Annotated in this window: 24 protein-coding genes and 1 pseudogene; 16 read left to right on the top strand and 9 right to left on the bottom strand. The window is 54.5% G+C overall.

Going from position 1 to position 23,096, the window contains the following annotated elements; genetic code table 11:
• The first annotated feature begins 125 nt into the window (after window positions 1–125).
• Together Q5741_RS18055 and Q5741_RS21620 are read left to right on the top strand one after the other, a co-directional pair.
• Window positions 126–806: a cell wall hydrolase gene (locus Q5741_RS18055; RefSeq protein WP_305025511.1), complete on the top strand. Its 681-nt coding sequence runs from the start codon at window positions 126–128 to the stop codon at window positions 804–806.
• Between the two features lie 148 nt (window positions 807–954).
• The gene (locus Q5741_RS21620) at window positions 955–2,007 is read left to right on the top strand and encodes a GNAT family N-acetyltransferase (RefSeq protein ID WP_345784171.1); all 1,053 of its coding nucleotides are present in this window, start codon (window positions 955–957) and stop codon (window positions 2,005–2,007) included.
• Between the two features lie 44 nt (window positions 2,008–2,051).
• Here the strand turns inward: Q5741_RS21620 and Q5741_RS18040 are convergent, their stop codons facing one another.
• Entirely contained in the window at window positions 2,052–2,825 is a 774-nt protein-coding gene (locus Q5741_RS18040) for a Cof-type HAD-IIB family hydrolase (RefSeq protein ID WP_305025510.1), read from the bottom strand.
• Between the two features lie 172 nt (window positions 2,826–2,997).
• A complete protein-coding gene (locus Q5741_RS18035; RefSeq protein WP_305025509.1) occupies window positions 2,998–4,350 on the bottom strand; it encodes a serine hydrolase domain-containing protein in 1,353 nt (450 codons plus the stop codon).
• Window positions 4,351–4,615: 265 nt separating this feature from the next.
• Here Q5741_RS18035 and Q5741_RS18030 point away from each other — a divergent pair, with 265 nt between their 5' ends.
• Genes Q5741_RS18030 through Q5741_RS18015 form a run of 4 tightly spaced genes read left to right on the top strand, consistent with a single transcriptional unit; the run spans window position 4,616 to window position 8,226 of the window.
• Window positions 4,616–5,068: a MerR family transcriptional regulator gene (locus Q5741_RS18030; RefSeq protein WP_305025508.1), complete on the top strand. Its 453-nt coding sequence runs from the start codon at window positions 4,616–4,618 to the stop codon at window positions 5,066–5,068.
• 32 nt (window positions 5,069–5,100) lie between these two features.
• Window positions 5,101–6,312, top strand: a complete 1,212-nt coding sequence (locus tag Q5741_RS18025) for an MFS transporter (protein WP_305025507.1) — start codon at window positions 5,101–5,103, stop codon at window positions 6,310–6,312.
• Between the two features lie 59 nt (window positions 6,313–6,371).
• Complete coding sequence (locus tag Q5741_RS18020; protein ID WP_305025506.1) at window positions 6,372–6,794, top strand: universal stress protein; 423 nt, start codon at window positions 6,372–6,374, stop codon at window positions 6,792–6,794.
• Between the two features lies 1 nt (window position 6,795).
• Window positions 6,796–8,226, top strand: a complete 1,431-nt coding sequence (locus Q5741_RS18015) for an aldehyde dehydrogenase family protein (protein ID WP_305025505.1) — start codon at window positions 6,796–6,798, stop codon at window positions 8,224–8,226.
• 56 nt (window positions 8,227–8,282) lie between these two features.
• On the opposite strand, the gene Q5741_RS18010 is transcribed toward Q5741_RS18015, so the two are convergent.
• Complete coding sequence (locus Q5741_RS18010) at window positions 8,283–9,560, bottom strand: sugar phosphate nucleotidyltransferase (protein ID WP_305025504.1); 1,278 nt, start codon at window positions 9,558–9,560, stop codon at window positions 8,283–8,285.
• Window positions 9,561–9,575: 15 nt separating this feature from the next.
• Window positions 9,576–10,403, bottom strand: coding sequence for a DUF6492 family protein (locus Q5741_RS18005; RefSeq protein WP_305025503.1), 828 nt, complete (start codon window positions 10,401–10,403; stop codon window positions 9,576–9,578).
• 194 nt (window positions 10,404–10,597) lie between these two features.
• On the opposite strand from Q5741_RS18005, the gene Q5741_RS18000 reads away from it, so the two are divergent.
• Both Q5741_RS18000 and Q5741_RS17995 read left to right on the top strand, forming a co-directional pair.
• Window positions 10,598–11,350: a YheC/YheD family protein gene (locus Q5741_RS18000; RefSeq protein WP_305025502.1), complete on the top strand. Its 753-nt coding sequence runs from the start codon at window positions 10,598–10,600 to the stop codon at window positions 11,348–11,350.
• A 132-nt stretch (window positions 11,351–11,482) separates the two neighbouring features.
• Window positions 11,483–12,262: a MerR family transcriptional regulator gene (locus tag Q5741_RS17995; RefSeq protein ID WP_305025501.1), complete on the top strand. Its 780-nt coding sequence runs from the start codon at window positions 11,483–11,485 to the stop codon at window positions 12,260–12,262.
• An 83-nt stretch (window positions 12,263–12,345) separates the two neighbouring features.
• Here the strand turns inward: Q5741_RS17995 and Q5741_RS17990 are convergent, their stop codons facing one another.
• The 3 genes from Q5741_RS17990 to Q5741_RS17980 form a co-directional block, all read right to left on the bottom strand.
• On the bottom strand, window positions 12,346–12,777 hold the full coding sequence (locus tag Q5741_RS17990) for an AMP-dependent synthetase and ligase (protein WP_305025500.1): 432 nt from the start codon (window positions 12,775–12,777) through the stop codon (window positions 12,346–12,348).
• A gap of 214 nt (window positions 12,778–12,991) precedes the next feature.
• Entirely contained in the window at window positions 12,992–13,471 is a 480-nt protein-coding gene (locus Q5741_RS17985) for a GAF domain-containing protein (protein WP_305025499.1), read from the bottom strand.
• Between the two features lie 17 nt (window positions 13,472–13,488).
• On the bottom strand, window positions 13,489–13,722 hold the full coding sequence (locus Q5741_RS17980) for a hypothetical protein (protein ID WP_305025498.1): 234 nt from the start codon (window positions 13,720–13,722) through the stop codon (window positions 13,489–13,491).
• Between Q5741_RS17980 and Q5741_RS17975 the strand changes: the two genes are divergently transcribed.
• The gene (locus tag Q5741_RS17975; protein WP_305025497.1) at window positions 13,721–14,029 is read left to right on the top strand and encodes a hypothetical protein; all 309 of its coding nucleotides are present in this window, start codon (window positions 13,721–13,723) and stop codon (window positions 14,027–14,029) included. The two genes, Q5741_RS17980 and Q5741_RS17975, sit on opposite strands and share 2 nt — an antisense overlap.
• A gap of 104 nt (window positions 14,030–14,133) precedes the next feature.
• Here Q5741_RS17975 and Q5741_RS17970 read toward each other — a convergent pair whose 3' ends face one another.
• A complete protein-coding gene (locus tag Q5741_RS17970) occupies window positions 14,134–15,150 on the bottom strand; it encodes an alpha/beta hydrolase (RefSeq protein ID WP_305025496.1) in 1,017 nt (338 codons plus the stop codon).
• Between the two features lie 240 nt (window positions 15,151–15,390).
• Between Q5741_RS17970 and Q5741_RS17965 the strand changes: the two genes are divergently transcribed.
• The 6 genes and pseudogenes from Q5741_RS17965 to Q5741_RS17940 all read left to right on the top strand — a co-directional run bounded on the left by Q5741_RS17965 (window position 15,391) and on the right by Q5741_RS17940 (window position 20,911).
• Window positions 15,391–15,978 carry a GNAT family N-acetyltransferase gene (locus tag Q5741_RS17965; protein WP_305025495.1) on the top strand — a complete coding sequence of 196 codons (588 nt, stop codon included), beginning with the start codon at window positions 15,391–15,393 and terminating at the stop codon, window positions 15,976–15,978.
• Entirely contained in the window at window positions 15,962–16,720 is a 759-nt protein-coding gene (locus Q5741_RS17960; RefSeq protein WP_305025494.1) for an energy-coupling factor transporter transmembrane component T family protein, read from the top strand. The genes Q5741_RS17965 and Q5741_RS17960 overlap by 17 nt, the downstream gene beginning before the upstream one ends.
• Before the next feature lie 260 nt (window positions 16,721–16,980).
• Window positions 16,981–17,568 (top strand): ECF transporter S component, encoded by a 588-nt coding sequence (locus tag Q5741_RS17955; RefSeq protein WP_305025533.1) that lies wholly within the window; start codon window positions 16,981–16,983, stop codon window positions 17,566–17,568.
• 4 nt (window positions 17,569–17,572) lie between these two features.
• A pseudogene (locus tag Q5741_RS17950) lies at window positions 17,573–18,058 on the top strand (energy-coupling factor ABC transporter ATP-binding protein); the annotation flags it as partial.
• A 207-nt stretch (window positions 18,059–18,265) separates the two neighbouring features.
• Window positions 18,266–19,090, top strand: coding sequence for an energy-coupling factor ABC transporter ATP-binding protein (locus tag Q5741_RS17945; RefSeq protein WP_305025532.1), 825 nt, complete (start codon window positions 18,266–18,268; stop codon window positions 19,088–19,090).
• A gap of 288 nt (window positions 19,091–19,378) precedes the next feature.
• Entirely contained in the window at window positions 19,379–20,911 is a 1,533-nt protein-coding gene (locus Q5741_RS17940; protein ID WP_305025493.1) for an MDR family MFS transporter, read from the top strand.
• Between the two features lie 63 nt (window positions 20,912–20,974).
• Here the strand turns inward: Q5741_RS17940 and Q5741_RS17935 are convergent, their stop codons facing one another.
• Window positions 20,975–21,421, bottom strand: coding sequence for a MarR family winged helix-turn-helix transcriptional regulator (locus tag Q5741_RS17935; RefSeq protein WP_305025531.1), 447 nt, complete (start codon window positions 21,419–21,421; stop codon window positions 20,975–20,977).
• A gap of 315 nt (window positions 21,422–21,736) precedes the next feature.
• Between Q5741_RS17935 and Q5741_RS17930 the strand changes: the two genes are divergently transcribed.
• A complete protein-coding gene (locus tag Q5741_RS17930) occupies window positions 21,737–23,071 on the top strand; it encodes an MFS transporter (RefSeq protein WP_305025492.1) in 1,335 nt (444 codons plus the stop codon).
• Window positions 23,072–23,096 lie beyond the last annotated feature (25 nt).

Raw genomic sequence — 23,096 nt, 5'->3', positions numbered from 1 at the left:
ACATTCATTGCGTCGATGCCGTCCCGAGCGTGTGCGGCAGCTTCCCGATCGGATAAACGCCCCTGAAATTGGTATGACGGACAACGGGTCCGTACAGAAAATGAAAGTGGAGGTTGTCTCGAAACATGAAGAAATTACCCGCTCTAATTGCATCTTTGACCTGTGCAGCAGGTCTTGCCTTTGCTGCGGCACCGGCACAAGCACAGACACTTCAGACCGGAATGAAAAATAACGAGGTCGCTCAGCTTCAGCGTGAGCTGCATGCCCGCGGATATTTTGAAGCCGGATTTACAGGATATTATGGCAGCATTACGACGGGGGCGGTCACCCGCTTCCAGCAGGACCATGGCTTGGCCATAGATGGTATAGCAGGTCCCGCAACCCAGGCGAAGCTGAACGGCAGCCATTCAGAAAGTGCACAAACAGCTGTCAGCAAAGTCAGATATCAGGCGAGCCAGCAGGAGCTGAACGATCTGGCCCGTATTATCTACGCGGAAGCACGCGGAGAATCACTGGAAGGGCAGATCGCTGTAGGCGCTGTTGTCCTGAACCGTCTGGAATCCGGCTTGTTCCCGAGATCCATCTCGGAAATTATTTTGCAGCCTGGACAGTTCACGGCTGTAGACGATGGACAGTATCAATTGGCCCCGAACCGGAAGGCTTACCGCGCTGCACGGGCAGCATTGAACGGAGCAGATCCGACGAACGGATCGCTGTTCTATTATAACCCACAGCTGGCGACCTCCGAATGGAGTAAAAATCGGCAGGCCGTCGTGACTGTGGGGCGTCATATTTTTACGAATTAAGCTCAACCACTCGATACCATATACACGCTCAGATTCAGCCGTCAGCGCTATCAACCCAGCTGGCGGCTTTTTGACGTCCGAAAGGGATTTGAGTTCATCGGACATATGTTACAATATATGGAACGGATATCCGACAGGAGTGGTGAGTATGATCAGACAGGCCGGCACAGCCGATGCGGCGGCGCTCGTTCAGACGATGAATCAGGTTGAGCAAGAGTCCGGATTTATGATGTATGAAGCGGGAGAACGGAGAATGACACCGGAACAGATGGAGAAAAGAATTCAGCAGCTTCTGGTGCAGGATAACAGCAACCTGCTGGTGGCAGAGGAAGAAGGAGAGCTGGCAGGCTATATGTTCGCTGTAGGCGGTAACACCAACCGCAGCCGGCATTCAGCTTATCTTGTCATCGGGATCAAGGCCGTCTATACATCCCGCGGCATCGGAAGTGCCTTGTTTGCGGCGATGGAGCAGTGGGCCCAGCAGCAGCAGCTGGTCCGCCTTGAATTGACCGTGGTGAAGCCGAATACCCGGGCTGTTAGATTGTATACAAAGATGGGCTTTGTCATTGAAGGAGTGAAGAGGAACTCTCTCTGGATCGAAGGGGAATATGTGGATGAATATTTCATGTCCAAGCTGCTGAACGATCATGAGCCGGAACAGCCGACTGCTGATTTTCCAGAGCTGCATACCGACCGGCTGCGTCTTCGAATGGGACAGAATGAGGATGCAGCAAGCATGCTGACACTCTATGGAAGTGAGGAAGTGGTCCAGTACTTGCCCTTATCTTCATTTACTACCTTAGAAGAGGCGTTGGATGAGCTTGGATGGCATCGCAGCATCTTTGAAAAGCAGACAGGAATCCGCTGGCTGATGGAAGATCGTCGTACAGGACGAGTAATCGGGACCTGCGGATACCTGGAGTGGGACCATACCCACCGCCGAGCAGAGCTGGGCTATGATCTGTTATCCGATTATTGGGGAGATGGGTGGATGACAGAAGCGTTGGAATGTATCCTGCGGTATGGATGGGAGTCGATGCAGCTCCACCGGATTGAAGCAAAGGTAGACCCGGCCAACTTGGCGTCAGGCCGTCTGCTGAGCAGGCTGGGATTCAGCCTGGAAGGGGTGCTCCGTGATTATGAGTATGAGAAAGGGACTTTTATTAATCTGGCAGTGTATTCCCGTATCCGAAATGAATAGATACAAAAAGGCTGCACGGTTTCATTCCGTGCAGCCTTTTTGTATCAGATCAATCCGAAGTGACGGAGGGCACTCGCGATGCCGCCCTTGTCCACATCTGTTGTAACATAGTCGGCGAACGGCTTCAGGTCAGGATGCGAGTTCCCCATCGCAATGCCCAGTCCTACCGTCTCCAGCATTTCTTTATCGTTCAGTCCGTCACCGAAGGCTGCGGTCTGTTCAATCGGGATGTTCAGTTTCTGCAGCATAGCTTCAATGCCTCTAGCTTTGGAGCCGCCCACAGGCATAACATCCATCGCCGTCGGATGCCAGCGCACCAGCCGCAGATCGGGGAAAATATTCTCATAAAGATGCTCGTCTTCCGGTGTGCAGTGAAGGAAGACCTGATAGATATCTTCTTTTTGCCAGAAATCCGGATCATAACCGGGAAAATCCACACGGAGCGATGCCACCGAATCAACCATATGGGGATGATCCTCGACATTGCTGAAATAAGTCTCTCCGCCTTCAAATACAAGCGAATGATTGTTTTTGGCCGCTTCCTTCACGAGCAGCTCCAGATGTTCTCTCGGAATGGAGAACTTGTAGACGGTCTCTCCCTGATAGACAGCGTACGCGCCGTTCAGGCTGACAAAAGAGTCAATGCCCAGTTGTTCGGCGATGGGCTTGAAGAAATAAGGAGCGCGTCCTGTAGCGATAACGGCCTCGATGCCGTTCGCCTGGAGCTGGGCAATCGCGTCAATCGTATCCTGCGGAACCTGCTTGGTCTCATCAACGAGCGTTCCGTCAATGTCAAAGAAAACTACTTTATAATCCATGATGCTGATTCGTTCCTTTCCACTTAAACAGAATGCTGAACTATGAAAAGTATAGCATAATCTTTTGCAAATTCCTGCAACTAACATTCAGTACCGATCAAAACTTGCATGGCATCCGGATCTGCACCGACATTCAGCGAAAAAAATAACTGCACATCGGAGTCGTTCCTTTTCAGTTCGATCCGGTGATGGAATGGTGTTTCTCTGCTGATATGCAGCAGCTCCAGCGTGTGGTCATCCAGCCAGGCATAAGAGGTCCACAGATGCTCGACGCCCCCTGAACCCCGCTGTAATTGAACAAACTGCTTGTTACAGCAAGCCAGGCTCCACGTCCGTACGTCAAGCGATGTATGCCTTGTTCGCCGGTCACCAGCAGCTGAAGACGATCCTGCCCGTCATCATTGATCTGCAGCGTTTCGAGCACCGGGTTAGGCGGAAAACGGTACACTTTGCCTGTCCATTCCATGGGTGTGGGAACGTTAGAACCCTGGGCGGGCGGATAGGATAGGGCGGCAAGGGTACGCTGTAAAGAGGCATGATTTGCTGGAGCGGGGGGCAGAGGTTGGTCTGTGAAGGCAGACAGCAGCTGATCCCATACGGTGTTCAATAGGAGTTCTGTATGCTGACTGCCTGCCGTGAACACGACAACAGCGTCCAGATGGGGCAGTACAATGGCCATCTGGCCAAAGGCACCGTCTGCGCGGTAAGCTCCGGACCTGCACAGCCAGAACTGATAACCATACCCCTGGTGCCATTGGTGATCAGGCTCTGTACCTGTTTCCACGTGGAACGTGCTGGCTTCATCTACCCAGGCTTCCGGAATGAGGCTGCGGCCGTTCCACCAGCCCCGCTGGAGATACAGCTGACCAAATTTGGCGGTATCCTCGGTGCGCAGCTTAAGTCCCCAGCCCCCAACAGTTTTGCCGCGGGGACAGCTGGCCCACTCGTAATCGGTGATTCCCAGCGGTTCGAACAGACGGGTTTGCAGATACTGCTCCATGGATTGTCCAGCCGCTCGCTGCACAATGGCAGACAGCATATAACTGGCTCCGCTGTTGTAGATGAAACGTGTCCCTGGTTCATGCGTTACCGGAATCCCGAAAAAGGCGGCCGCCCAATCCCCATCCGGCTGCTGCAGCATCGCCTGGTTCGCATCTTCATCCTGACCTGCTGCCATCATCAGGAGGTACCGGACCGTAAGCCGTCCAAGCAGGTCCGGGATAGCCTGCGTCAGATACTCAGGAAAAAAGGAAACGACCAGATCTTCAATGTTCAGCAGTCCTTCATGAGCGGCGATGCCGATGGCAGAAGAGGTGAAGCTTTTGGTCAGCGAATAGACGGCGTGCTTGTAACTGGACTGGTAGGGGGACCACCAGGCTTCGGCCGCCACTTGTCCATGTCTCAACACCATAAGGCTGTGCAGGAACTGCCCCAGCCCGTCTGCCTTATGTATAAACTGCTCTATACCTGCAGAATGAATACCAACGGTCTCGGGAACAGCTCGGGGGAATCGGAAATCTGCCATGAGTAGACGCTCCTTAATAGATGGGATTATTAAAATATAATGTAAAATATAACATCAGCAGCCGTCATGAACACGACTAATAAAGGTCATTACGTCAATTTTTTTCTGTAAGTTTACGTTGACGTTAACGTTATAGGGGAGTAAGATAGAACTATGATGTTTCATGAAAGTTTACGTAAACCATTATTTTTTATTCATTTTGAGCTGTTTAACAGCTTGATACCAAATGAATGGGGAAATTTATGACTTGAGGAGGCATAGTTCATTGGACCTGTTCAAAATCGATGAGGTTGCCAAAGAATGCGGCCTGACCAAGCGCACGATCCGCTATTACGAGGAGATTGGATTGCTGCCCTCTCCCCAGCGGAGTGAAGGCAATATTCGGCTGTACACCCAGGAAGATATTGAGCGGCTTAAGAAAATTGTGGCAGCCAAAGATGTCCTCGGATTCTCGCTTCAGGAGCTGCAGTATTACATGCAGGCAGCCGATCAGCTGAATGACCAGCGGCAGAATTACCGTCAACATACGGAACGCTTCAGCCCCGAGGAACGGAAAAACAAGCTGATCGAGATGAATCAGACGCTGGACGAGCAGCTGCTGCTGATGAAACGCAAGATTAGCAGCATTCGTACGCTGCAGGCTGAGCTCGAAGAGCTTCGTGTTCGAGTCCGGCAGGGACTTGCGAAGCTGGATCAGGAAATTGGCAAGGAATCCTAGATTACAACATCACGGTGGAGGTTATACATGTTATGAAATCAGATACTTCAGCACAAGGAGATTTACGCGAACGCGGAGGTATGTTGTCCCAGCCCAAAGCGGTCTGGGCGGTTGCATTTGCCTGCGTGATTTCGTTTATGGGTCTAGGTCTGGTAGACCCGATTCTGCCTGCGATTGCAGAGCAGCTGCATGCCAGCAAAAGCCAGGTATCCCTGCTGTTCACCAGCTATAATCTGGTAACCGGGATAGCCATGCTGATTACCGGCGTTGTATCCAGTCGTCTGGGAGTCAAATGGACGCTCCTGACCGGGATGCTGCTGACGGTTATTTTTGCAGCTCTTGGCGGTACGGCGGATACGGTCGGCGGTATTGTCGGCTTCCGTGCAGGCTGGGGCCTCGGGAACGCTTTGTTTATTGCGACAGCCCTGTCTGCGATTGTCGGCCTTTCTACGTCCGGAACAGCCAAAGCCATTATTTTGTATGAAGCTGCTCTCGGTCTTGGTATTTCTGTAGGACCGCTGCTTGGCGGTGAGCTGGGCTCGATCTCATGGCGCGGCCCGTTCTTCGGTGTCAGCGGTCTGATGCTGATTGGCTTCCTGTTCATTTTGTTCATGCTTCCCAAAATTCCAAAACCGAAGAAGCGCGGTTCCATTGCGGATCCCTTCAAGGCACTGTCGTATCCGGCCCTGCTGACGCTTGGTATTGTTGCGCTGCTCTATAACTTCGGTTTCTTTACCCTGATGGCGTATTCTCCTTATGTCATGCATTTGGATGAGCACGGCTTGGGATATGTTTTCTTCGGATGGGGCATTCTGCTGGCTGTGACCTCCGTCGTTGTAGCCCCGAAAATACAGAGACGTTTCAGTACGGTATCATCGATTAGTGTCATGCTGACCCTGTTTGCTATTGATCTGGGTGTTATGGCCGTAGGTACGATTAATAACTCTCCGACAACGGTGATCGTGGCCGTTATTGTGGCGGGTATTTTCCTGGGTATTAACAATACCTTGATTACTACAGCAGTCATGCAGGCTGCGCCGGTGGAACGTTCTACTGCTTCGGCAGCATACAGCTTCCTGCGTTTCCTGGGCGGTGCGATCTCCCCTTGGCTGGCTGGCAAGCTGTCCGAATGGTATGCGGCTGAGACGCCGTTCTACTTTGGTGCCGCTATGGTGCTGGTAGGTGTGATCGTTCTGCTGTTCCGCCGCCGCCATGTTGCTTCTATTGTTATAGACGGACACTAGGGAAACAGAAGAGTAGAGATTTAAAGGATTGTAAATTGAGGTAAGGAGGCTGATTACGTATGTTCAAGCATATTTTGGTGGCTGTTGATGGTTCTGAGCATTCCATGCATGCCCTGAATACAGCCAAAACGCTGGCTGTCAGCCTGCAAGGTGAGACAGCGATGACAGTACTGCACGTTAATCCTTCCATTGCCATGAATGAACCGCCGGTTGGCGTCGATGTCGACGACCGCATCGAAGAGGAGGGGCGGCATATTCTGGAGCCGGCCGCCGATTTACTGGCCGGATCGGGAATTACGTATGAAATGGCAGCCGCACACGGTAATCCTGCTGAGGTGATCTGCCAGGCAGCGCGGGAAAAGAACGCCGACCTGATCATTATGGGGACACGAGGACACAGCCTGGTGAAGGAAATGCTGCTCGGCAGTGTAAGCCACAGCGTTATCGCCCACGCTCCCTGTCCTGTGCTGACGGTGAAGTAGGATGAATAAACAGCATTTATGGATTGGCGGACAGGAGCACGAGGCTGCAGCATATACCGAGCTGCGTTCCCCGTATTCCGGCGAGCTGGTAGCGGAAGTTGCCGAAGCAGGGGCTGCGGAAGTGGACGCAGCAATCACAGCCGCGGCCCGAGCTGCCGGGAAGATGCGTGCCATGCCTGCCCATCAGCGGGCAGACATTCTGGAGCAGCTGGCGGCGAAGCTGCACGCCCGCAGGGAGGAGGCGGCGCGTCTGATCGCCGCCGAAGCGGCCAAGCCGGTCAAGACGGCGTTGGCCGAGGTCGACCGCACCGTCCAGACCTACAAATTCGCGGCCGAAGAGGCCAAGCGAATTCATGGGGAGACGGTGCCCCTGGACGCTGCGCCCGGAGGAGAAGGGCGCCTGGCCTACACCGTGAAATACCCGGTCGGTGTGGTTGGGGCAATTACGCCGTTCAATTTTCCGATGAACCTGGTCGCCCATAAGGTCGGTCCTGCACTGGCCGCAGGCAATACGGTCGTGCTGAAGCCTGCAGAACAGACGCCGCTCTCCTCCTACTTCATCGCAGGCCTCCTGCATGAAGCCGGACTGCCGGCGGGCGCTTTGAATGTGATCAGCGGTGATGGCAAAACGGTCGGAGACCGGCTTGTGACTGATCCGAGGGTGAACTATATTACTTTCACCGGCAGCCCGAGAGTGGGCACGGAGATCCGCTCCAAGGCAGGCCTGAAGAAGGTCATGCTGGAGCTTGGTTCGAATTCCGCAGTCATCATTGACCGGGACACCGAAATTGACAAGATTGCCGCACGCTGTGTGAGCGGGGCGTTCGGGTATCAGGGGCAGGTATGTATTTCGCTCCAGCGCATCTATGTGCTCCAGGAGCGTTATGACGAGTTCGTCACGAAATTTGTGGAAGCGGCGAAGACCTTGAAGACAGGGGACCCGTTCTCGGAAGAGACCGATGTATCGGCGCTAATATCGGCGAAGGATGTGCAGCGGACACTGGACTGGATTCGTGAAGCACGCGAAGGCGGGGCAGAGCTCATGCTGGGCGGTCAGGCAGAAGGTCAGGTGCTGCAGCCAACCGTGCTGCTGAACGTAAATCCGGAGGCAAAGGTTTCCAGTCACGAGGTGTTCGCACCGATCGTCATGATTAATCCGGTTCATTCACTGGAGGAAGCCATCGAGCATGTCAACCACTCGGATTATGGCCTGCAGGCCGGTATCTTTACTCAAGATCTCCGTGCAGCGCTGGATGCCTCGGAACGTCTGCACGTTGGCGGGGTTATGATCAATGATATTCCTACATTCCGTGTAGACCATATGCCTTACGGTGGTGTGAAACAGAGCGGTGTGGGACGTGAAGGTGTTAAATATGCGATGGAAGAAATGCTGGAAATGAAGCTCGTTGTGTTCAATCGCACACTGGAATGACCGGTTACACAGATAAAAGGAGGGGAAACCCTCCTTTTTTGTTATGCCTGCAGATTTCATAGTTCAGGGGAAAAGCGGATTTCCAGCAGCTCGGTATCCTGTAAGGCCGACAGCTGAAAAGGATGAACTTCGGAACGCAATACTTGTCCTGGTGCAAATGGCCGGCTTCCGCCTTCTGCCGACCCTGCGGTGCCGGCTCCTTTGAGGATCAGCCACCAGCATGAGCCTGTGCGACCGGCGCCCAACGTCAGGTTCTGGCCCGGGCGGAGGAACAGGTGGGAAGTCTCGACATTCCCCGGCCTTGGCGGTGGACAAGCGGAGCGGAACAGCATATCCTGCTGCTCTTGTCCGAGCAAATCCTTGATCCGGTTCGCTTCTTCCTTGGCTGCGATCAGGATACCATCGCGGCTGGCGGCTGCGATAATGTCCGGTACGTTGATAATATGCAGTGGAAAAGGCAGCTCATTCACAATGTGGCTGTTCGGGGAGCTTCCGCTGATCAAGCCTTTTCCGGTCACAGGCTCCGCCAGCTTGGCCGTCAGAGCGCTCCAGCTGCCAAGGTCCTGCCATTCTCCTGCATAGCGTACAACCGCGATCTGCCGGCTGCGTTCGACCACCTCCTGGTCGAAGCTCCGGACGGGCAGCTTCTCATACTGCTCCAACAGCTCTTGCGCATGAAGCGGCAGTCCTGCACGCTGTATATACTCGCCGAGACTGCGGCGGCGGAAGACGAAGACGCCGCAGTTCCACAAGGCTCCTTCGTTAATCAGACGTGCGGCTTCTTCAGGGGAAGGCTTCTCGGCAAAGCGGGCAACCTTTTTATAGTCAGCAGCACGTTCATTTTCCCGGGCTTCCGGAACAATATAACCGAACTGACTGGAGACCTGCGTGGGCTCCGTCCCGAGGAGCGCTATATCCGCACCCGAGGTTTCCAGTACCTTAGGGAGCTGGCCGAGCAGCTGCCAGAACCGGTCATCCGCATACGTATCTGCCGGAACGACGCACATCAGGCCGTCTTCCGGTTCTTCGCGCTCCTCAAGGGCCAGCGCGGCCAGTACCGTCGCTGTAAACGTACCCCGTTTGTGCGGCTCCGCCAGCACAGCGGCCCGGTTACCCGCATATGCTGATGCAAGGGCGGCCTGATCGCTGTGTGTCACCAGCAGGGTAGAGTTCAGCAGCCCGGCGCTTTCCAGCTGCCGGAGCACCCGGCTGAGCATACATTCATAACCTCCGCCCGGAGCCGGAAGCACTTCCAGAAACAGCTTGGAGCGGATTTCATTCGAGAGCGGCCACAGCCGCTTGCCGGAGCCGCCGCATAACAGAACGATATGCAAGCCTATCTCCTCCTTTTACGGGGTTCTGCGGTATATTTTGCGTTCGTGAAAAGACAGGGAACGATATTTACGGGCCAGCTGTGTCCGCCGTTCACCGGTCAGCATTTTGGCAGATGTGTGCAGCGCCTTGTTCAGGGACGGCTTCAGCATCATCTGATTGGGATTGCGGGTGTACATATAATTCGCGTAGGTCTCGAACTCCGAGAAGCCGAACTGCTTGGTCCGGTCAATGCTGCGAAGAATAGCGCGGTACCAGACGGTGCCGTGACGGGTTTCGATATCCTTCTTCAGTTCACGGACACGGGCCTTCTCGAAGAGCATATAGTGGGTGACAAAAGAACGCGGTGAAGGCGCCTGATGACCCATCAGCTTCCGGTACGTCCGGAAATATTCAGGCTGACTCCAGTTCCGGGTATAGAAAACGGTCTTGTCCTGCCGGCGGAATGTGTGTGGACGAATGAAGACGGTATCAGCATCTACAACCAGATAAAAAGCGGCTTTGGCAATCTGGTCGCCATTCAGCTTCAGCAGCTGCTGATAGAGCCAGCCGGAACGGTCCCACTTTTTTGAGCGGTAGACAATGTCTTTTTTGGTCAGCGGGAGTACGGTTCGTTCATCGACAAATGTGCATTGCTTGCGCGAGCACAGCCTGCGGATGGCCGGGCTCTGGGGAGATACGATATAGATGGAGCCGATGGGATGCCGGACATGCTGGCGGAGACCGTCTATGACATAGGGTAGCGTGGATAGATCTTTTTCGATGGCAGGAATCAGAATATCAATCTTCTCTGGGCGGTGCAGCCTTGCGGGAGAAGCAGACACATGATCATCTCTTTCCGTCATAGATTTTTAGATTAGCGCCGAGAGCGTTATGCGGTATTCTATGTCCGCCGGTTGAGAGACGTACGGGCTGTTCACACATTGTTTGTGTTCAGCAGGCGGATGTTTCATTCAAACCTTTATACCAAGGCATAGGATGCATGGACCGAGCAGTCGGGACATCTTCGACACATGCGCGGCAGAGAGGGGAGAGGACATTGAAGGTAAAGCAGGCGGCCAAGGTGCAGAGCAAGTGGATCAAGACCAAAATTCTGCTGCAGAACAGCAGCATCAAGCCGTTCATCCCGGATACCCGCAGATGGAACGAAGCTAATCTGAAGCAAATGATCCGGGATTACAAGATGATTTATATCAAACCGGAACGGGGAACCTATGGAAACGGCGTGATCCGGGCCGAGCATAAGGAGGGGAGTTACAAGTATCAGCTCAAGGAAAAGGTACACAACTTTGACAGTTTTCCGGCTTTCTATCAAAGTCTGTCACGGACCGTGGGCAAACGCAGCTATCTGATCCAGAAAGGGATACGGCTTCTGAAGCACAGCGGACGAAGATTCGATATTCGTGTAATGGTGCAGAACAGCCCGCAGGGTGTTTGGGAGGCTACCGGTATTATTGGCCGGCTCGGCCAAAAGGGGAAAATCGTGACGAACTATCACAGCGGCGGGCGCCCGCTTGCCATTGGCACACTGCTGCAATCACATCTTGGCACAGCGCAGCAGACCAGGCTGACGGAGGAACTGTATGCCCTGGGTGTGCGGATTGCTCGTCAGATGAACAAGACCTATCCAAATATCCGGCAGATTGGTGTGGATGTTGGTTTGGACGCCGGAATGACTCCGTGGATTATTGAGGTCAACACGAACCCGGATCCTTATATATTCAATCAGCTGAAAGACAAGTCCATGTACCGAAAGGTCATGCGCTACCGCCGGGCAGCCAAGGGCAAATAAAGGGTTCAACTTTATACAGCAGGGTATAAAATGATAAGAATGATTTGGCAAAAGTAATTTGTATCCTTCTTAAGAAGGAGCAGCCGGGCAGCAGGATGTCAAAATAACCAGTGGGGTCAAGGGGGTGAGGGGTTGGCTTACAGTATGGAGGATTTATCCCAGTTATCGGGTCTTAGCAAGCCGGCATTAAGTTTTTATGAGGAGATCGGCCTTCTCAAAACCGGTTATGGGGAAGAGCATCATGAGGCCGTGCAGACGGCGAACAGACTTGATGGAGAAAAGCCGTATGGGGAGGAGGAGCTTCAGCGGCTGCAGCATATCATGTTTTACCGGGAATGCGGGTATCCGCTGTCCGATCTAGATTTCCTGGTCCAGCAAAATCAGAACCGGATCGTCAATGACATGATCCAATTCAGGCAGAAGCTTCTGAAGCAAGCCAGCCGCCTGTACACCCTGGCTCAGACCATTGATAAAACGGTTGCAAGCTGCCAGGGAAAACATAAGATGGACCCGGAAGAATGGTTTGCAGGGTTTGATCCAGGCCTGCTGGAGCAGAATGCGCCTGCCCTTGCTTACAATGAAGCGGATCCGGGCACAGACACAGAGTTCCAGCTGCCTAGCAAGGAGCAGTATCTGGACTCCCAGGCGGAGCTCGACATCATTATCCGCAAGCTGGCCAGTCTGCTGAAAGAAGGACTCCAGCCGCAAGCTGAGAAGGTTCAGGAGCTGGTTCGCGAGCATCTGGATTGGGTCCGGCAGTTTTACGTGCCTACCGCCGAGATCTATAAGGGTCTTGGGGAGCTATATGTGGAGCAGGACAGTTTCCGCAAGCTGTATGACAGCTATTGCCCGGGCCTTGCCGAGTATCTCCGTGATGCCATGAAGGTACTGGCCGAACGTGAGCTTCAGTAAGAGTTTGAATTTTCTTGGCCGCAGAGCGGTTATCACAAAGGGGTGTCTCCAGTTGTTAGGCCGGACACACCCCTTTTTGCGAGTTAGTGGTTGCTGAAGCCAGTCCGGTTCTGCGGGTTGTGGCTGCCAATCGCGGAGAAGGACACCGGGTTATGGCCGAAGCTTTCTATTGAAGAAGTGCCGAAGCTGCTGGTCTGGGCTGTGCCCTGAACCCGGCCGAACTGCGGCTGGACCATCTGGGCGGAGGCCTGAATAGAGCTCTCCAGCTGCTTGCACAGCTGTGTAACCTGATGGTACTGCTGAACCGCAGTCTGGTGGCCCTGCAAAGCTGTTTGGATCATATGAGCAGCCTGGCGCTCACGTTGGGCAAGCTCTTCCAGACGGGCAGCATTTTGCTGTTCCTGCTGCAGCATTTGCTGATACATAGAGGACGCCTGCTGGGTTTGCTGAATCAGCTGCTGCATGATTTGCTCGCACTGCTGGATTTGCTGGCTTACGCTGTTGTTATAGTTCATGGATGAACCTCCTTCGTGAATTGGGATCAAGCCCCAAGTTATTGTGGCGGGAGACCTGGTGATTTATACGCATCATTTTGATTGGGTTTACCGATTGCAGAACCCGCCGCGATATATATGAAATCAGGTATGCAAAAAAAGAGATTTCCCCTACAGTACAGTGTACTGTTCGAGAAATCTCTTTTTGCTGCCTGAAATCTGCGGGTTTCTCCTGTTACAGCTGCGTAACCAGAATAGAGACGAATTCCTCCAAGAATCTCTGATCCTCGGCATCAAAGCGGCCTTTCAGGGGGCTGTCGATATCCAGCACACCATAGATTTCGCCATCCTTGACCAGGGGAACAACGATCTCGCTATTGCTGGCAGCATCACAGGCGATATGACCGGGGAACGCGTGTACGTCCTCCACAACCAGTGTTTTGCGCTCGGAAGCCGACGTGCCGCACACACCGCGGCCCAGCGGAATACGAATACAGGCTGGAAGGCCCTGGAACGGTCCAAGTACAAGCTCTTTGCCGTCATACAGGTAGAAGCCCACCCAGTTGATATCTTCCAGAAAATGATTCAGCAGCGCTGCTGCATTCGCCATATTGGCTACAGCGCTGGGCTCATCGTGAATGAGCGCTTTAAGCTGGCCCAGCACGGAAGAGAACTGCTCATGTCGCGCGCCTTCATAGGGAGCGGCTTGAAACATGGACCTCACACTCCTATCTACCATCGGTTAATTAAAATAGGATAGCTTTTTGGCGGGATGTAGTCAATACTTTTCCATAAGAAGTTTTTATCATAAGCCGACCAGCCTAAATCCATCACCAGTATGCCGAGAATCTCATCTTTGGCCTGATCCGGTATGAAATGGGTATAAATTCTGATTCCCCGGTGGTGTTCACGGGTAAGTAGTTGATATACAACCGTGGCGCAAGCGCCGGGAAGGAGAGCATTCATGCACGCAGAGGTACAGAACTTGTTTATCCGCATTCATATGCTTTATCTTGCTCAGCAGGAGGACCTGACGGTACGTGATGTCCTGCCCGCGCTGGAAAGCCGGGGATACCGTGTCGGTGAACGAGAAGTCAAGCAGGAGCTGGAACATCTCACACAGGAAAATTTCCTGACTGCTCATGATGATCAGTTCAGCGTAACCGGAACCGGAATTGAAGAGTTCAAGGAGATTCAGGCCATGCTCAGCAGCTTGTGCGGCGAGGTCGTAGAACCATCCCGAGCGAAACAGATGTCGGGGGCAACCTCTTAGTACAGAAGACCCCTATAGAATATGATCTGTATACGTACAACCCGCTTCCGCAAAGGAAGCGGGTTGTTTTGAGTTCATTAGGAATAGGGAGCTTGGATTGGGCTTCAAGCATCCGGCAGCGAGGCAGCGGCCGGGAGCAGGGCATTTTTCATCCGGTTCATGGATTCTTGAGGTTGACGTGATTCCGATGCTGACTCCGGCCGGTCCATCGTCATAACCTGATCCACAAAAGACTGGACCTCCAGCCGATAGGGAACGGGAGCGGCCGTGTAAGCATTGGCGTGCAAACCGCCTTCGACTAGGAACAGACGCTTGGGCTCCGGTTTGACCTCATACATGGCCTCACTCATCCAGGTCGGGACATAGGTATCCGCCGTGCCGTGAATGAACAGGACAGGCAGACGGCTGGATCGGACTGCCCGGATCGGGCTGACATCCTCCAGTCTGAATCCGGCACGGCGATATATCCGTGCATTCACCAGCTGCAGAAAAGGTCGGGCAGGGATATGATTAAGAACCGTCATCTGGTATGCCATCAGCTCGGTCAGATCCGAGTATGGGCAATCTGCAATGACAAATCGAACTGAAGGGTGGGCAATGGCCAAATATTCGAGAACAGTGCCCCCGCCGAGAGATAGGCCGTGCAGGCCGATATCTATCGCGGATCCCCGGCTGCCGAGCAGCCAGTGTACCCATGCGTCGACGTCATATTTTTCATGAAAACCATACGTCGTGAAGCGGCCCTCACTTTTACCATGACGGCGCTGGTCAATCAGAAGTATATTAAATCCCTTTTCGATAAACATGTCAGCAAATTGGGCAGAGGCAGCGTGAGAAGCGGTATATCCGTGTACGATAATCATCCATCTCCCTGAGCCGGGAAAAGGTTCAACGAGCACACCGTGCAGCTTCAAGCCATCCCTGCTTGTTACGCTGACACTCTTCTTGTGCAGTTCGGTATACTGGCGGCGCCTGTATTGTCCCTGCTGTTCCACAACGCGGAAGATGCGGTCTTCGGTCTGCACCTTCATCTGGACCATCAGCCGGAAGGCTATACCGGTAATGCTCGCGATAACCAGAAGGGGAAAACAGAGGACAGCGGCGGTGATCCAATACAGCAAGGTTCATCTCCTTCTTTCCATGCCATTTTGCCTTACCCTTTCGGGCAGGCTCCTGAACGTTCTAAGTATCATTACCCCAAATTTGCCAGCTCATCCGTGCTGCGAACCAAGCTGGAGCAGACGGACAGAAATTCAGGAAAGAAGGTTGTCTTCGGAAGCGACCTATGATTAGATGGCATATGGAGTCTTATTGATCAACGGTTGACCGTTTTTTTATTGTGCAGCAAAGGAGGAAGCAATGTGTATACATGCAAAGGATATATCCCTGAACTGGAGACACCCCGGCTGAAGCTCCGCAGGATGACACGGCAGGATGCTCCGGAAATCTACAGATGCTGGTCTGACCGGGAAGTGACCCGCTTTATGAATATTTCTCCCATGACCAGTGTAGAGGAAGCCGAAGAGATGATCGGTTTTCTGAACGATATGGCGGAGATAGACGATGCGATCCGGTGGGGGATCGTGGATAAAAGCACCGGGCGGCTGATGGGCAGCTGCGGATATAACAGCTGGCAGATTAAGGGTTCTTACCGCGGTGAGATCGGTTATGAAATTCATAAACCCTATTGGCGTAAGGGCTATATGACAGAGGCGCTAAAGGCGATTCTAACGTTCGGATTCGAGACCATGAGACTGAACCGGATCGAAGGTCTGGTCGATCACCGGAATGACGGCTCCTCAGCACTGCTGGCCAGTCTCGGCTTCACCAGGGAAGGGCTGCTGCGCCAGGTACAGCACACGGCGTCAGGTTTTAAGGACATGCAAATGTATTCACTTCTCTATGAAGAATGGCAGAAAGGGGATAAAAATCATGCTGCTCCAATATGATCGGGGCCGTTCCCTGCTTCACAAACTGGGGCCTGGCAGCAAATTTATTCTGCTGCTCTGTGTGTCGGCGCTTGCTATGGGCTGGAATACAGCCGGATGGGAGCTCGGCCTGCTGGTGTTCGTCGTTGCAGCCGCCCGTCTGGCCGGAGGGATGGGCTTTGGCCGGATGCAGCGGACGATGTCTTTTCTGCTGGCATTGGCGGTACCGTATTTTGTGCTGACTGCCCTTGCGGTGAACGGGGAACATGTTCTGTGGTCATGGGGGCTGCTGCATATCACTTCCGAAGGACTGAATGCTGCCGGTGCCATGACGCTGCGTATGTTCATTCTGTTCCTATCCTCACTGACCTTTATCATAACGACAGACCCGCAGCAGATTGTACAGGCACTTCACCGGAGGCTGAAGGTGCCTTATCGGTTTGCGTTCGGGATATCGTTAGCACTGTCATTCCTGCCGCTGCTCGAAGAGGAAGGCCGCACGATTTCGGCTGCCCAGCGTGTCAGGGGACAAAGACCGCCGCGCGGTTGGAGATCACGGCTCCGCTGGTGGGGCAGCTTCCTCACGGCTGTGCTGGTGAATGCGGTACGCAGGGTGCAGATGACGGCAGGAGCGATGGAAGGAAAGGGGTTTGGGGCTTATCCCGACCGGACGTATCTTCATCCGCTTCAAGGCAGCCCCGCGGGGCCGTGGATGGCCGGGCTGGGGGTTATAACAGCTGTACTGCTGCTGCTGTGGCACTGAAAGCAGAATAACGATAGAGTTGTTCTGATTGAGCAGGGTCTGGTTAAGCAGGCTCCGGGCAGTATGTTCAGATAATCCAGCCTGCCGATACTGCGGTGCAGGCAGCTTGCACTACAATTGTCAACTTAGATTAATAAATATTGGTTGACAATTACGGAGCAGGTCTTTACATTTACTTGTAGGCTTCCTTCATCCTCGGGTGAGGAGCTTCCTGTAAAAGGCATAATACATATTGATAATCCGGAGGGACACCAATGAACATGAAAAAACAAGGGATTTTTCAGGCCTTCACCACCCTGGATATTGTGCTGATGGCTATGCTGGCCACCGCCAACGGTGCAATGACCTTCTATCTGTCCGTCGTGAATAAGGCACTGAACAGCCTTGGCGGTCCGATTGCCACCTCAACTATTACCGGTTTGTATATGGTTTATGGGCTGCTGGCTTACTACATTATCCGTAAACCGGGAACCGCTGTGATCACCTATGCGCTGGGCGCTGTCGTTCAGAGCTTTATCGGTACGGCTTACGGCATTACCTCCGTAATTGCAGCCGCAGCCTGCTACATGGTTGTGGCTGAGCTGGTCTTTGCCCTGCTGCGTTACCGGGTATGGAACAGATTTATTATGATGATTGCTGGTGCTGCGCTGGTACCCATCTGGTTCCTGATTGCTGCCCGTCTGTTCGGCTATATGGAATGGGGCTGGAATGTACTGCTGATCGCCCTTGCTGTCCGGATTGTCAGCGGAGCCGTTCTATGCGGTCTGGTCAGCAAGCTGCTCGGTGATGCTCTGGTGAAGACCGGTCTGCTGCGCCGCTTCGCAGCCAGCACACAGGGGCGTGCCTGAACGTATGCATGACAAAGCCCTTTCTGTCACGCCAGCGGCTGTGGCGGTCCAACTGCATGAGGTAACCTATACGTATGAGAATGAGACAGATCCGGTGCTGCTGGGTCTGTCTCTGGCCATTTCATCAGGTGAATGGGTAGCAATTGTGGGTGCGAGCGGCAGCGGGAAATCGACGCTGTGCCAGCTGCTGAACGGCTATCTGCCGAGAGCCGGCGGCGGCCAGCGCACCGGTACGGTGGCGGTAATGGGGATGGATCCGGCGGAGGCGGAGATCGCCGGGCTGGCGGGCGCGGTGGGCCTGGTCTATCAGGACACCGATGCCCAGCTCGTCCAAGCGGTTGTGGAGGACGAGGTGGCCTTCGGGCCGGAGAATCTGTGCCAGCCTCCGGCCGAGATCGGCCGCCGCATCACCGCTGCGCTGGATGCGGTCGGGCTGGCCGCCGAGCGGCGCTCCTTCGTGCGCCGTCTCTCGGGCGGCCAGCGCCAGCGCACCGCTATCGCCGCGGTGCTGGCACTGGTCCCGCCGCTCGTCGTGCTCGACGATGCAGCGGCGAGCCTCGACCCGCCGGCCCAGCGCGAGTACACCTCGCTGTGCCGGCGGCTGCACCAGGACGGCCGGACGGTCATTACCGCGTCCGGCCGTCTGGATGAGACGGCGCAGGCGGCGCAGCGCGTCCTCGTTCTGGCCGGCGGCACCGTGCTGTTCGACGGTCCGCCGGCAGAGCTGCTGCGCGATCATGGCGCGCAGCTGGCCGGGCTGGGCCTGCTCCCTGCAGACCTGCAGGCAGGAGCAGCCGCAGCCCGGCGGGCACGGGCCGCGCAGCGCGAGGCCGGCCCGCTGCTGGAGGTGAAGGGGCTTACCTTCACCTATCCCGGCGCCGTCCGCCCGGCACTGGCGGATGTCAGCCTGTCCCTGCAGCCGGGCGAATGGGCGCTGCTGGTCGGGAGCAACGGCTCCGGCAAGACGACGCTCAGCCAGCTGCTGATGGGGTTGCAGCCGCTGCCGCGCGGACGGCTGTTCTGGAGAGGGCGGGATCTCTTCCGCACCCCGGTGGAGCAGCTGGCCCGGGAGATCGGCTACGTATTTCAGCAGCCGGAGCATCAGATGGTAGCTTCTAGCGTCTGGGAGGAATGTCTCTTCGGTGTCCGCGCCCAGCTGAACTTGCGAGCAGGCCAGGAGATCCCCCGGGCAGAGCGGGAACGGGCGGAGGCCCTGCTGCTGCAGGCTGGCCTGTGGGACAAGCGGGAAGATTCCCCCTATCTCCTGAGCGGCGGCGAGAAACGGCTGCTCAGCGTGATTGCCCAATTCATACTGCCCAAATCACTCTACATTCTGGATGAACCCACCGCGGGAACCGATTACCGTGGAATCCAGATCCTCCTTGAGCTCTGCCGGCAGCAGGCTGCGGCTGGAGCAGCCCTGCTGGTGATCACGCATGATCCGCAGTGGATGGAAGAGGATGCAGATCTCTGCTGTCAGCTGGAGCAGGGGAACATGCTTGTCCGGCGGCTGGGTGATTAGATCCGCTCTCTCTTGACAAGAGGCTTCTGGACAAGCAAGATAAACGGGTCCGGCAGAAGTGGAGGAGGAATCTTCCAACTGCGTGATACCGGTTTACCGGTTCAGAGAACATGACCGAATCCGTAAATTTCACCTGATCCCAGGCTTCTCTTGCATGAAGACGGCGGTCACGCTGCGGCAGCAGCCGCCTTTTTTGAGGTGTACAGGCTGTCCGCCCGGAGTGAGTCGTATTCTGGAGAATGGGGGAATATATAGCAGATAACGGTCTGTAAAGAGAGAAGGGTGAATATGAATGCTGCGGTAAAGCCGAGGCGAAAATTAGTGCTGGCCGGTGTGCTGCTGGCCACATTCCTTGCAGCAATTGAGGGTACGGTCATCGGGCCTGCAGGCCCGACGATTGTAAGTGAACTGGGCAGCGTGCAGCTGCTGAGCTGGATTTTTACTTCTTACCTGTTAACGATGGCTGTGACGACACCGATCTTCGGCAAGCTGAGTGACTTGTTTGGCCGCAAACCGATTTTTCTGATCGGGGTTTCTTTGTTCATTGGAGGCTCGCTGCTGTGCGGCTTATCAGGGAGTATGTCGATGCTGATCCTGTTCCGTGCCATTCAGGGGATTGGAGCAGGTGCCGTCATTCCGGTGACGTTCACGATTATCGGCGATATCTATACAATGGAGGAACGCCCCAAAATTCAGGGGATGATCAGCTCGGTCTGGGGGATATCCTCTCTGATCGGTCCGCTGCTTGGCGGCTATGTAGCCGATCACTTTGGATGGGAATGGATCTTCGGATTTAATGTTCCCTTTGGTCTGCTGGCGATGTTCTTCATCGCCCGGTATTTGAAGGAGGAGATTGCCAAACGGACGGCACGCATTGATGTGGCGGGGGCAGCGACCTTTGCCATCGGCATGACCGCCCTGCTGCTGGTCCTCGCTACAGGCGGACAGTCGCTGGCCTGGAATTCGCCGGGTCTGCTGCTGCTGGCTCTGCTTGCAGTTGTACTGCTCATTGCCTTCTTCCTGATCGAGCGGAAAGCACAAGAGCCGATGGTGCCGCTGAAGCTGTTCCGTATCCGTGACATTGCGGTAGCCAGTGCAGCGGCGTTCTTCGTCAGTTCGCTGCTGATTGGCTTGACCAGTTATTTGCCGCTGTGGATTCAGGGGGTGCGCGGCGGGGATGCCACCTCATCCGGACTGGCACTTGCGCCGATGACGGCCGGCTGGCTGGTGGGGTCGGTAACGGGCGGCCGCCTGCTGATTACACTTGGATCCCGCCGGACTTCCCTGATCGGACTCAGCTTTATTGTGCTGGGTGCAGGCGGGATGACGCTGTTAACCGCAGGTACATCGCAATGGCTGCTGCTGATCTGTACACTGCTGTATGGTCTGGGCTTCGGTTATTCCATGACCGTGTTTACGATCATTGCCCAATCTTCGGTCGGCTTTAACCTCCGCGGAGCGTCTACCGCGCTGAATACGTTTCTGCGTACGCTGGGTCAGACGATTGGAGTGGCCGTGTTCGGAGCCTGGCTGAATTTCAGAATTGCCCGGCAGAGCGCGGAGCAGAACTTGATAGGGCAGGGGGTAACCCAGGAGGACATTAACAATCTGCTGTCCCCCGAGACGCAGCGTACGCTGGCCGGACAGGCTTCCGTCCTGCTGAAACATGTACTGGAGAACAGTCTTCATACCCTGTTTATTATCATGGCCGTTATTGCTGTGATAGGCTGGCTGGCCGTAACCCGGTTTCGGGATCAGCCGCCCTCAGCAGAAGAGCAGACGGCATCAGGCACCCAGGTGCCTGCAGGCCGGCGTGCCTGATCGGAACAACGAATGTTAAAGCCCGGGAAACGTTAAGTTTCCCGGGCTTTTTGGCATGGCGTATCACGATTTATGGATGGAGGCAGCAGCGCTGTCAGCGCCCATACCCATCTTCTTCAGCAGGTGAATCAGCTGTTCCTTCTCGCTCTCATCCAAGGCATTCATGGCTAGATGAATGCGCTGGGTATGACAGGGGTAAATCTCGTCCATCATCTGTTGGCCCCTGCTGGTTAATTCGGCAAAAATAATACGCCGATCCTGCGGACAAGGCCTGCGGTGCAGAAACCCCCGCTCCTCCAATTTATCAATGACATAGGTCACGTTGCCGCTCTGCAGCAGCAGCTTCGAGCCGATTTGTTGAATGGGCTGGGGCCCTTTGCGATAGATCACTTCCATCACGGCAAAAGCCGTAGGATTGAATCCTCCGTTTTTGCTGCTGGCTACGGAATGCTCGGATACACTTTTGAATGACTTGGCAAAAACGCGAAACAAGTGCATGGACTGCTCCATTTGCGCGTCGGATTGCTCCTGCAGCAGGTTGGGTTGGTACATCATCATCCCGCCTTTTCTGATTGGTTCCTTCATTATAGGAGGGGGCATCAGATGGCGACATGATAAATATCACATTAAATGGATTTTAAATAAATTAAATTCTTCCTAAATCGTCAGCCTCTCGCCCTGCCGCTCAAAGTCATAATTCCATCTTCGGGTTGGTGAAGGTTCATCCTCCGGACGGAGGAGACCTTACATTTCTTTCGATAAGATTAAAGGCATAAGAAATATATGGTAATGTGTCAAAGATCGCGAACAGGGAGATGTGAGATGATGATGGAACGTAAAGCAGCCGCAGAAGAAAGAACCCCAGGAGGTTCCCTGCTGCGTAATCGGGCTTTTGTATCACTGATGCTGGCCCAAATGACTTCCAATATCGGAGGGTGGCTCTATCTGCTGGCCCTGCTGACCTTACTTGGAATAAGGTGGCAGGCGACGCCTTGGGAGATCACCATGGTGACGCTGTGCTCCGCGCTGCCTTTTCTGGTGGGCGGACCGTTTGCCGGGGCGCTGGCTGACCGGATGGACCGCAAAAAGCTGATGATCGGGTCTGATGCGGTTCGCGCTGTGCTGGTGATTGGACTGGTATTTGCAGTGCATTTATGGCAGGTCTATCTGATCCTGATCGTGAAGGGTGTGTTCGATATCCTGTTTTCACCTGCGAAGAGCGGTAAGCTGAAGGAAGTGGTGCCGGATGAGCAAATTCAGCAGGCGGTGTCGATCAGTTCATTTATTGAGCAGGGGGCCAAAATTGCAGGTCCTGCGATTGGAGGCGTATTGGTCGGACTCATGGGGATTCAAGGATGCTTTATCTTTAATGCCGTTACCTTTGTCATCTCCGGGCTGCTGCTGTTCGGAATTCCCGGGGGAAAAGTGACAGCAGGCGCCGGAGCTGCGGAATCTTCGCAGAATCGGGGGCGCCCCGAGCGCGAGCGCTCCTTCCTGGCAGAGACCGGTGCAGGAATACGATATTTGATCCAGATCCCGCTGCTCGGCTATGGTACACTGCTGCTGTCCATCGTGCTGCTGGTGCTGCAGCTGGCGGATTCCCAGACCATTGTTCTTTTTCGGGACATCCCGGGCATCCGTGAAGATCTGCTCGGCTGGTGCATTACGGCCAGCGGAGTAGGCACCCTGATGGCGGCTGCTTTAACCGGCAGGTGGAAGGGAATATCCCATCTGGGCAAGATGGGGATCGGCGCTGCTCTTATGGGTCTGATTTTCGGGCTGATCGGACCTATATCCACTACGGTCACAGCGGGAACGGGCACAACGGTTATGATGATCCTCGGATTTCTGCTGGCGGGGATGGGAGGCGGGTTCTCCTTTATTCCTTTCCAGGTTATTCTTCAAGAACGTACGCCTGTCCATATGACAGGCAGGGTGTTCGGCACGGTCAACAGTCTGACATCAGCCAGTTCCATTATCGGACCGGTATTGGGAGGTTTGTTCGTAACGGCCTACGGAACAGCATATGCTTTTGCTATAACAGGGGCTGCCCTGTTCGTGCTTAGCGTAGTGGTTCTTATGACACGGGCTGGCATCGAACGCAAAGACGCTGGATTTCAAGTGCAGAAGACTGCAGAGGTTGAGCAGGCGGTATCCTGAAAGAAATAAGTCGTGCTTTCATCCT

Origin of the sequence: Paenibacillus lacisoli, from assembly GCF_030580655.1 — a bacterium.
Classification (GTDB): Bacteria; Bacillota; Bacilli; order Paenibacillales; family Paenibacillaceae; genus Paenibacillus; species Paenibacillus lacisoli.
Note: the sequence above shows the minus strand (reverse complement) of the source record. Positions and strands in the feature narration are given on the sequence as shown.

Coding starts and splice junctions, on each gene's coding strand:
- Q5741_RS18055 (WP_305025511.1), top strand. CDS start 126: ATGAAGAAATTACCCGCTCTAATTGCATCTTTGACCTGTGCAGCAGGT.
- Q5741_RS21620 (WP_345784171.1), top strand. CDS start 955: ATGATCAGACAGGCCGGCACAGCCGATGCGGCGGCGCTCGTTCAGACG.
- Q5741_RS18040 (WP_305025510.1), bottom strand. CDS start 2,825: ATGGATTATAAAGTAGTTTTCTTTGACATTGACGGAACGCTCGTTGAT.
- Q5741_RS18035 (WP_305025509.1), bottom strand. CDS start 4,350: ATGGCAGATTTCCGATTCCCCCGAGCTGTTCCCGAGACCGTTGGTATT.
- Q5741_RS18025 (WP_305025507.1), top strand. CDS start 5,101: ATGAAATCAGATACTTCAGCACAAGGAGATTTACGCGAACGCGGAGGT.
- Q5741_RS18020 (WP_305025506.1), top strand. CDS start 6,372: ATGTTCAAGCATATTTTGGTGGCTGTTGATGGTTCTGAGCATTCCATG.
- Q5741_RS18015 (WP_305025505.1), top strand. CDS start 6,796: ATGAATAAACAGCATTTATGGATTGGCGGACAGGAGCACGAGGCTGCA.
- Q5741_RS18005 (WP_305025503.1), bottom strand. CDS start 10,403: ATGACGGAAAGAGATGATCATGTGTCTGCTTCTCCCGCAAGGCTGCAC.
- Q5741_RS17990 (WP_305025500.1), bottom strand. CDS start 12,777: ATGAACTATAACAACAGCGTAAGCCAGCAAATCCAGCAGTGCGAGCAA.
- Q5741_RS17985 (WP_305025499.1), bottom strand. CDS start 13,471: ATGTTTCAAGCCGCTCCCTATGAAGGCGCGCGACATGAGCAGTTCTCT.
- Q5741_RS17975 (WP_305025497.1), top strand. CDS start 13,721: ATGCACGCAGAGGTACAGAACTTGTTTATCCGCATTCATATGCTTTAT.
- Q5741_RS17980 (WP_305025498.1), bottom strand. CDS start 13,722: ATGAATGCTCTCCTTCCCGGCGCTTGCGCCACGGTTGTATATCAACTA.
- Q5741_RS17960 (WP_305025494.1), top strand. CDS start 15,962: ATGCTGCTCCAATATGATCGGGGCCGTTCCCTGCTTCACAAACTGGGG.
- Q5741_RS17955 (WP_305025533.1), top strand. CDS start 16,981: ATGAAAAAACAAGGGATTTTTCAGGCCTTCACCACCCTGGATATTGTG.
- Q5741_RS17940 (WP_305025493.1), top strand. CDS start 19,379: ATGAATGCTGCGGTAAAGCCGAGGCGAAAATTAGTGCTGGCCGGTGTG.
- Q5741_RS17935 (WP_305025531.1), bottom strand. CDS start 21,421: ATGGAGCAGTCCATGCACTTGTTTCGCGTTTTTGCCAAGTCATTCAAA.
- Q5741_RS17930 (WP_305025492.1), top strand. CDS start 21,737: ATGATGGAACGTAAAGCAGCCGCAGAAGAAAGAACCCCAGGAGGTTCC.